This window comes from Candidatus Thermoplasmatota archaeon (assembly GCA_030018475.1).
Lineage (GTDB): Archaea > Thermoplasmatota > JASEFT01 > JASEFT01 > JASEFT01 > JASEFT01.
Map to the genome: position 1 here is coordinate 1 of JASEFT010000125.1, position 590 is coordinate 590.

The following is a 590-nucleotide window of genomic DNA, read 5'->3' on the forward strand; positions in this document are numbered from 1 at the left end:
ACCGTCCTTTTCACCCTCAGACAGAAAACATCATCCAAACTCACCCCATAAGGGACAGGCTGAAAACAAGATTCTTTCTTAAATCTCTCGTTGGGTGTTTCCTCGGTAACCCAATGCTTATGATTATCATTCCACCACTCTATCCGCTTCCTTAGCCATTCATTTGCCTCAGAAAGAGTCCTTATATTGTTAGCCCTAAACTCTTTTATCAGCCTATCCTGAAACATACGGAATGGTCTCTCCACTTTGCCCTTACTGGGTGCATCATGTGGAGGTGTATGAAGCAATAGTATCCTGAGTTTACTCAATGCCATGTCTATCTGGGTATGGACTTCATCAGGGTCTTTATGATAATCAAAGTAAAGCGAAAAGTTCCTCTTGTTGTACTTGAATTTAGAGTCGTTATCTGTATAAAGAGCCCGAAATACTCCATATTTCTCTACTACTCTCCTTAATGCAAGCATATTGTTCCAGGTAGTATCCCCTTTAACTAACTTCCCGTCAAGGAATTTTCTTGAATGGTCATCTATAATGAGGATAAGTCCAAAATACTGATCTATATCAGGTAGCCATTTATGCCAAGATGTATC

Annotated in this window: 1 protein-coding gene; it reads right to left on the reverse strand. The window is 40.0% G+C overall.

The genetic code is table 11. The features are described from left to right. A partial coding sequence (locus QMD21_07885; protein ID MDI6856683.1) for a hypothetical protein occupies positions 1–590 on the reverse strand: 590 nt, incomplete at both ends.